At 48.5% G+C, this 5,703-nt stretch carries 7 protein-coding genes; 3 read left to right on the top strand and 4 right to left on the bottom strand.

What is annotated here, in order from left to right:
- From HUF13_RS17055 to HUF13_RS17045, 3 genes are all read right to left on the bottom strand, one after another.
- A partial coding sequence (locus tag HUF13_RS17055; RefSeq protein WP_173476221.1) for a carboxypeptidase-like regulatory domain-containing protein occupies window positions 1-374 on the bottom strand: 374 nt, incomplete at its 3' end.
- A gap of 111 nt (window positions 375-485) precedes the next feature.
- Entirely contained in the window at window positions 486-1,493 is a 1,008-nt protein-coding gene (locus tag HUF13_RS17050; RefSeq protein ID WP_173476220.1) for a YhcG family protein, read from the bottom strand.
- A gap of 526 nt (window positions 1,494-2,019) precedes the next feature.
- Window positions 2,020-2,640 carry a hypothetical protein gene (locus HUF13_RS17045; protein WP_173476219.1) on the bottom strand — a complete coding sequence of 207 codons (621 nt, stop codon included), beginning with the start codon at window positions 2,638-2,640 and terminating at the stop codon, window positions 2,020-2,022.
- A gap of 219 nt (window positions 2,641-2,859) precedes the next feature.
- On the opposite strand from HUF13_RS17045, the gene HUF13_RS17505 reads away from it, so the two are divergent.
- From HUF13_RS17505 to HUF13_RS17035, 3 genes are all read left to right on the top strand, one after another.
- Window positions 2,860-3,456 carry a hypothetical protein gene (locus HUF13_RS17505; RefSeq protein WP_304039357.1) on the top strand — a complete coding sequence of 199 codons (597 nt, stop codon included), beginning with the start codon at window positions 2,860-2,862 and terminating at the stop codon, window positions 3,454-3,456.
- On the top strand, window positions 3,431-3,991 hold the full coding sequence (locus HUF13_RS17500; RefSeq protein WP_304039356.1) for a hypothetical protein: 561 nt from the start codon (window positions 3,431-3,433) through the stop codon (window positions 3,989-3,991). Before HUF13_RS17505 ends, HUF13_RS17500 begins: the two co-directional genes overlap by 26 nt.
- A 63-nt stretch (window positions 3,992-4,054) precedes the next feature.
- Window positions 4,055-4,921, top strand: coding sequence for an FISUMP domain-containing protein (locus HUF13_RS17035; protein WP_173476218.1), 867 nt, complete (start codon window positions 4,055-4,057; stop codon window positions 4,919-4,921).
- Here HUF13_RS17035 and HUF13_RS17030 read toward each other — a convergent pair.
- The coding region (locus tag HUF13_RS17030; RefSeq protein WP_173476217.1) for a DMT family transporter at window positions 4,918-5,703 on the bottom strand (786 nt) is incomplete at its 5' end. The two genes, HUF13_RS17035 and HUF13_RS17030, sit on opposite strands and share 4 nt — an antisense overlap.

Here is a 5,703-nt window from a genome sequence, read left to right as displayed (position 1 = left end):
GTCACGCCCTGCCTCAAGTCCACCTGGCCCGAGCCGTGCAGTTCCTGGCAGAGCACCAGGTTGCCCATCATGTCGAAAATGCTCACCAGCACGGGGGAGTTGCTGCTCTGCGAAAAGCGGAGGACTCCGTCGACGATGCCGATATGCCCAGCCCTGAATTGTGCGAGGCCCAGCATGTCGTCGTCTTCCTTGAAAACGAATTTGCCGTCCTTGTCGGTCTGTGCCGAATCGCCCTTGGCGATAAGCTTTACGAGCGCGCCCTGGACAGGAGTCCCGGCCTCGTCAGTAACAGTCCCGTTGAGAGTGAATGCCGATGCCGCCGTGAACGCCGTCGCCAGCGCAAGGGGCAGAACGAAAAAGCTTGCCTTTTTCATAATTTTCTCCTTCGCCATACCATAATTATAATATAAATTTGTCCACACCCAATCGCTCGCGGTAAACAAAAATTTCTAAACCGCCGAATTTGTTTGAAAAAGAGGGAATTGCTACCGATCTTCTATCAATCTAATCAGTTCTTCCTTGTTTGGTAATACCATCTGATATTTGCTTGCGAATATTTGTGTGTTGTCTTCGGGTAAGGTAATCTCCACCAGAGAATCCGATTTTTTCTTGCAAAGGACAATGCCGATGGTCTTGTTCTCGTTATCCAATTTTACGAAACGATCATAGTAGTGTACATACATCTGCATCTGGCCTAAATCTTGATGCGTAATCTCGCCAATCTTTAAATCAATTAGGACGAAACACTGCAAAATTCTATTGTAGAAGACCAGATCTACAAAGAAATGCTTTTCGTCAAACGTAAGTCGAACCTGCCGACCGACAAAAGTGTATCCCTTGCCAAGTTCAAGCAAGAAAGATTCTAATTTGCCTATCAACTTGTTTTCAAAGTCTGTTTCTGAATATTCGGCTTTTTCTGGCAAGCCAAGGAACTCCAAAACATATGGGTCTTTTACAATATCACTCGAAGACTGGACAACAATCCCTTTTTTGGAAAGATTGTTTATGGAGGTCTTGTCCTTACTTAGCGCCAATCGCTCATATAAGGCGGAATCAAATTGTCTTTTCAATTCACGAAGACTCCAATTTGAATTTTTTGCTTCAATTTCGTAAAATTGGCGCTCTTTGGGGTTGTCAATTCGCATCAAGAAGAGGTAATGAGACCAACTGAGGCTGAATTGGTCAGACACTGTCTGACCAATTTGATATGTCTGATAAAAATCCCTCATCTGTTTCAAATTAGTCGTTGAGAATCCTTTGCCAAATTTCTCCGTCAGTTTTTTGGAAAGATTTTTCAGCACCTCTTTACCATAATCGGCACGTATTTGCCCTTTTTGCTCATCTTCTACTATAATCCTGCCGATCTCGTAATATGTCTTAACCATCGCTGTATTGACTGTAGTCGCGACAAAACTACGGCTTCGCTCTAGAATTTCTGCGATTCTCGTATAGAGAATGTTGTCATTTTTATTGGCAATTTCCTTTTTCTCCATTTTCGGCTCCTTTTAAAACAAAAAAAAGACCGTCCCGCTCTGTGCGGAAACAGTCCGTAATATCCCCCTTTCTGGTGTAATGAGAAATATATATAACGGCAGAAGAAAAAACAAGAGGGGGAGGCCTCCCCCTGCTTGCAGCCTTGGCTGTGCCATCCAAGTCTTCCAGCACCCCTTCTAACGGGCCCTCAGGCGCCGGCTTGAGCCTGCCCCGGATTTATTCCGGGGTAACACCCCGGCTTTTTCATATCGGTGCGCGTCGCTAATTATCATTTTGCCAATGTTGGCAAAATGATTAAGCTGACGAAAATAAAGTTTTTTATTTTCAGTTATCATTTTGTTGACGTCAACAAAATGGTTGCTCTAGACTCTGGTTCGCAACGGAAAAATCGCCGACACAACAAGTTGATTTAGGCCCATTTTATAGCCTCTTTATTTGAATGACAAAGCAGGAAAAATCTGACTATAATTTAAAATTTTTTTAGATGATGGTTTGCTTTTTGGGGGTGGGGTCTTTTCCTTCTAATCATTGTATCCTGTATTTATGGACCGTCTTGACAAGTGTGTATATAGTTTTTAAAACGTTTATCTTTGATAATTCTTCAAAGATTTCTTCGAAAATTGGGAAAATTTTTTTTGCTTGAATGCCTTCTGCGATATCATTGAGGACGGCGCTTTTTCTTGCGCGAGATAAAATAGTGTCGAAAAATGCTTTAACATGTCCAAGGTCTGTCATTTCTGGAGACAGGTCAATTATCATTTTTCGTGATGATGAAAATTTTTCTCCGTCATATTCAAAAAGAATCAATGTCGGGACGAAAGTTGGCTCAATATCAAATTCTTCGCAGAATGAATCGCAGAAATTTTTGAAATCTTCCTCGTGAAAGAAATAGGCGTTGCGGTTATAAAGAATACTTTTGCCATTTTCTGATGATATTGTTCTATAGCCTGGCAGATAAAAATTAATATCTTTGCTTGATAATTCATGAAGCCATGGTAATGCTGGTTCAATGTAATCCTTCGCTTGCTGTAATGTATAATTAACGAGTAGAATGGCTATGGTTGTGGGAACGAGATTTGTTTCTCGTTTTTTTAACTCATGAATCATCATCTCATAGGTGCTAATGGGTACTACGTCAAAAAACATTTTTCTTTTTTTGCTAAGGTGTGGTTTTGATTAATATAATTTGTTTGCGCTGTTATTTGTATGTTATTTTATTCTTATTTTCCCGTAGGGATGCAAAAATTGTTCATGACTACTGGAATCAACTTGTTTATGGACTTTTTAGGCTTATTGCATGATTTTGACAGTGCAAAAAGATTCCTATAAACCATAGTTATGGCATTTTTTGGTATATTCTCCTATATGAAACCTTGCGCACTTGCCCTTTTTGCTCTTTCTGTTGCTTTCCTTGCCGCTTGCGGCGATGGTTCTACGCTTGCGAAGGCGGATGATTCCCCGGTTTCCTCTTCTGAGGTGGCTTCGGCGGAGACGTCGAGTTCCGCGGGCGCTTCTGCAGAAAGTTCTTCGAAGGAGGCTCCCTCCAGCAGTGTTTCTGGGGAGTCCAGTTCTAGCGATGCACCTGCGTCATCTGCGGGCAACTCCTCTGCGGAGGCCCCGAATAGCGTTTCGAGTTCCGAGAGCGCACCGGGCAGTTCCGCCGATGTTCCGGGCAGCAGTGATGTGGGCGAGGCGTCCAGCTCCAGCGTAGCTCCGGCGTCTTCCGAAGATGATGACGGCGACGACGGCAAGTGTACCGATTGCGACAGCTATACAGCTGCTGACCCGACGCTCACCGAGAAGGGCGGCAAGGGTTCCGTGACGACCTACGGGAGCATCACCGCTAAAGAGACTAGCTTGGGCGGCGCCTGCAATTACGGACAAACTAACATCCAGTATTATGCGGCTATACATGTGAATGTTTCCCCGGGAGACGGTGAATGTTTCCCCGGGAGACGATAAGGGCCCGTGGAATGGCGGTGCGGCTTGCGGTGGCTGCGTGCGTGTGAAGGCGAAAACTCCCGATGGCTGGAAGCGCGTGACGGTGCGCATTACCGACCGTTGCCCCGATGCCAACTGCGGTGTGGACTTGGGCGGTGCACCGGCAGCCGATATCATGGGCAATCGCGTGGGCCGTTATTACGGCGAATGGGAATTCGTGAGTTGCGAAGGCGTCGAGGGCGTGTGGGGCGATTCCACTTCGCTCTGGGTCAAGGAAGGCGCGAGTTCGTTCTGGAGCATTGTCCAGGTGCGAAACCCGAAAGATATGGTGAATTCCATCACGATTTACGAAGCGAATGCCGGTAAATCCTATGAGCTCGAGATGGTCGTGGGTACCGAGAATTTCTGGACGGTTCCGCCCGAAGTCTTGCAGACCGAAAACCGCTACCGCGTCGTGGTGAAATACCGCACCGGGATGGATGACGAATGGATTGTCAAGGGTTCTGAACTTGCCGTGGGCGAGGCGAACCTGTACCTGCATGAGCACCGGGAATAAATCGTCGTGACGTTTCCCGCGTCTTTTTGTAGTTTTTTGCGCGCGTTTTTTTTAGGGGGATAGATGAATTTCAAGTCTATAGATTTTGTCGTTTTGGCTGCCGCTTTGTTTTTCGGCTTGGTGGCGTGCGGTTCTGATTCGTCATCCGGTCCGCAAGAAAATACGGTGCCGGTTGAATCTTCCGGATCGATCAACCCTTCGAGCAGCGCTGTAGCGGAACCGCAGACTTCTTCGGAAATTGCGGAAAGCTCAAGTGACGCCGCACTCCCTAAGAGCTCTAGCTCCATGATAAACCCGTTTTCCAGCGGGCTGTCATATGTGTTCGAGGGCAACGGTTCTTCTGCCGCTTCTAGTGCGTCCGTTGCTCCGGATGTGGAATACGGTACCTTGCAAGATCCGCGTGACGGCAAGAGTTACAAGACGGTCGTTATCGGTGGCAAGACATGGATGGCCGAGAACCTGAACTTTTCCAAGAGTACCGACGGTTCCGTTTCCCTCGATTCTACGTTCTGCTTGAATAATATCCTCGCGAATTGCGAGAAGTATGGGCGCTTCTACCAGGAATTCGATGCCGCCAAAGCTTGCCCTGAAGGTTGGGCCATCCCGCAGGCATCCGATTGGCGCGACCTGACCAATGCGGCAAAGGAAACGTACGGCGACAACAATGGTTCGCTGCGTGCCGTGGGCGAATGGGAAGATACGATTTTCGGTGACAATGTCGTTGCCACGAACGCGAGCGGGTTCTCTGCCTTGCCGGCTGGTTACCGCGCCAGCACGGGCGAGTACGACGGTGAAGGCACCAAGGCCTATTTCTGGGGCGAAGACAACATGAATCGCTACGCATGGATTCTCTCGAACCAGTACGACTTGGATAAGGAATCGATAATGCGCGGATACTTCGCCTACGCTATCCGTTGCATTAAGAATTAAGGTTTGCGTTTCATCTCGGCGATGATCATGCCGGCAACAGTTGCTGCAGCGCCTGCGATGGCGACTGGCGTGATGCGCTCGCTAAGCGCGATGACCGCGGTAATGATGGTGACGAGCGGGATGGCGTAGAGGTAGTTGCTCGCGAGCACCGTGCCGATCTGTTTCATCACCTTGTTCCATACGAGGTAGCCGAACAGCGACGAGAAAACCGTGAGGCAGAGGAAGTTGAGCGCCACGACGGGTTCCGCGAAATTATGCCACGGGATATCGGCCACCTTCGCTACGCTGCCGCCCGCCTCGATGAACAGCGCGGGGATGGACGTGAGCGCACCGTAGAAGAAAATCTTGCGCGTGATGAACAGTGTGGAATACTCGCCGTTGAGCTTGCGGACTACAAGCGAATAGATGGTCCACACGAGTGCGGCGCTGATGGCGAGGAAGTCGCCGAGCGGGGAGAGCTTCAGGATGAACTTCCCGTTCAGCACCACGAGTACCATGCCAATGAACGTGACGAAACAGCCGAGAATCTGCCGCTTGCCGAGCCGTTCGCTCTTGTAGAAAAGCCCGCCAAAGATCATGATGAGCAGCGGTGTGATGCAGACGATAAGCGAGACGTTGCTCGACGGCGCCAGCGAAAGCGCTGTATTCTCGGTCCAGAAGTAGAGCGTGCAACCTGTGATACCGCAGATGAACAGGATCAGTTCGTGCTTCCAGTTCTTGCTGCGAAACTGCTTGTGAGAAGCGGCGAGCAACAGCAGGTACGTGACCACGAAACGCATCGT

Origin of the sequence: Fibrobacter succinogenes, assembly GCF_902779965.1 — a bacterium.
Lineage (GTDB): Bacteria > Fibrobacterota > Fibrobacteria > Fibrobacterales > Fibrobacteraceae > Fibrobacter > Fibrobacter succinogenes_F.
The sequence above is the reverse complement of the archived record's forward strand: the minus strand, read 5'-3'. Positions and strand labels throughout refer to the sequence as shown.